Raw genomic sequence first — 2025 nt, forward strand, 5'->3', positions numbered from 1 at the left:
ACCCTTGTACCAGCCGATGCGGTCGGTGCGCTCAGCGACGCCGTCGCCCTCGCGGGCGGAAATCGGGATCACGGCCGTGGGCTTCACACCGAGGCCTTGCAGATGCGCCGAGATCTCGTCGCTGATCTCCTTGAAGCGCGCTGCGGAGAAGTCGACGCGGTCCATCTTGTTGACGACGACCGCGACCTGCTTCACGCCGAGCAGATGCAGGAGATAGCCGTGCCGCCTCGTCTGGTCGCGCACGCCTTCGAGCGCGTCGATGATCAGCACCGCGCCGTCCGCCTGCGAGGCGCCGGTGATCATGTTGCGCAGGAATTCGGCGTGGCCGGGCGCGTCGATCAGTACGATGTCGCGCGAATTGGTGCGGAAGCGGATCTGCGTGGTGTCGATGGTGATGCCCTGGTCGCGCTCGGTCTGGAGCGCGTCGAGCAGAAACGACCATTCGAACGGCATGCCGCGCCGCGCGCTGACGGCCTTGAGCATGTCGAGCTTGCCGTCGGGCAGGCTGCCGGTCTCGTGCAGCAGGCGGCCGACCAGCGTCGACTTGCCGTGGTCGACATGGCCGACGATGACGATGCGGACCTGCGGACGCGTGGTGCCGTTCGGGGTGGCGGGCGATGCGGGGGTGACGATCATGTTCATACGACGCTCGCGTCCTTGATCAGAGATAGCCGGCGACGCGCAGGCGCTCGAAAGCGTCCTCGGTCTCGTGGTCGAGCGCGCGGCCGGAACGTTCCGGCACCTTGGTCTGCTCGAGTTCGATCAGGATCTCGTCGATAGTCGACGCGTTTGAGGCGACCGGATTGGTGATGTCCTGATCGCCCAGCGAGCGATAGCGTTTGCCGTTTTGCGACAGATACAGCGGGATGATCGGGATGTTCTCGCGCTTGGTGTAGGCCCAGATATCGGACTCGGTCCAATGCAGGATCGGATGGATGCGCAAATGCGCGCCCTGCGGCGGCGACGCATTGAAATGATCCCAGAACTCCGGCGGCTGGTCGCGCACGTCCCAATTACCCTCCAAGCCGCGCGGCGAGAACACGCGCTCCTTGGCGCGCGTCGCCTCCTCATCGCGGCGAATGCCGGCGATCAGACCGTCGAAACCGTATTTGGCGAGCGCCATCTTGAGGCCCTCGGTCTTGCGCGCGGCGGAACGGGCGGCGGGCGGCAGCGTTGGGTCGACGGCATCAATCGGCGGGCAGGGCTCGACGCGCAGATCGAGATCCCATTCCTTGCCGTAGTGATCGCGGAAGCGATACATCTCCGGAAACTTCTTGCCGGTGTCGACATGGAGGGCCGGGAACGGCAGACGGCCGAAGAATGCCTTGCGCGCCAGCCAGATCATGACATTGGAGTCCTTGCCGAGCGACCACAGCAGGGCGATCTTCTTGAGGCGGCCGAAGGCTTCGCGGAAGATGTAGATGCTCTGGGCCTCGAGCTGGTCGAGATGGTCCATGCTCGGGGCAAGGTCAGAAGAAAATTCTTGCGCGGGCACGCGCTCGGCGAGAGCGGGGCTGCTCAGCCCGCCAGCAGTGGAATTGTCCTTGAGAAGATGCATCTCTGCCACTTTGCGTTTGGAGGCGAAAATTCTATAGTTGCGGTGCAAGAGAGAAGAAAAAATTTTCTCTTTGCGCGCCTGAAACGACACATATATAGAAAATAATTCCAGTCAACCCCGCATGTGGGGTAAGCGAGTATCGTATGCGGTTCTTGCCCGTGTTCCTCGATCTCAAGGCCGGTCCGGTGGTCCTCATCGGTGCGGGTGAGCTTTTGCGCGCCAAGCTGCGCGTGCTGACCGCTGCCGGTGCGCGCATTCGCGTGCATGCGATCGATGGCAATCACGACCTGGGTCTGAGCTCCGAGGACGCGGCGCGTATCGACATCTCGGCCACCGATCCGCTGACCGCCGATCTCTCGGGAATCATCGCGGTGGTTTGCGCCGGCGCCGGCGATGTCGGCGTGGCGATGTCGGTCCGCGCCAAGGCGCTCGGCCTGCCGGTCAATGTCATGGACGATCTCGAGCAT

At 63.6% G+C, this 2025-nt stretch carries 3 protein-coding genes; 1 reads left to right on the forward strand and 2 read right to left on the reverse strand.

Annotation, left to right across the window (positions count from 1 at the left end; translation table 11 throughout):
* A partial coding sequence (locus tag IVB32_RS27675) for a GTP-binding protein (RefSeq protein ID WP_247411977.1) occupies positions 1 to 642 on the reverse strand: 642 nt, incomplete at its 3' end.
* Positions 643 to 661: 19 nt separating this feature from the next.
* Positions 662 to 1456: a sulfate adenylyltransferase subunit CysD gene (gene cysD / locus IVB32_RS27680; RefSeq protein WP_026232781.1), complete on the reverse strand. Its 795-nt coding sequence runs from the start codon at positions 1454 to 1456 to the stop codon at positions 662 to 664.
* Positions 1457 to 1701: 245 nt separating this feature from the next.
* Between cysD and IVB32_RS27685 the strand changes: the two genes are divergently transcribed.
* On the forward strand, positions 1702 to 2025 hold a 324-nt coding region (locus IVB32_RS27685), incomplete at its 3' end, for an NAD(P)-dependent oxidoreductase (protein WP_276576783.1).

Source organism: Bradyrhizobium sp. 23 (assembly GCF_023073295.1).
GTDB lineage: Bacteria > Pseudomonadota > Alphaproteobacteria > Rhizobiales > Xanthobacteraceae > Bradyrhizobium > Bradyrhizobium canariense_D.

What these genes read in the sequence shown, in the direction of transcription:
- cysD (WP_026232781.1), bottom strand. Translation starts at nt 1,456, where the DNA reads ATGGACCATCTCGACCAGCTCGAGGCCCAGAGCATCTACATCTTCCGC.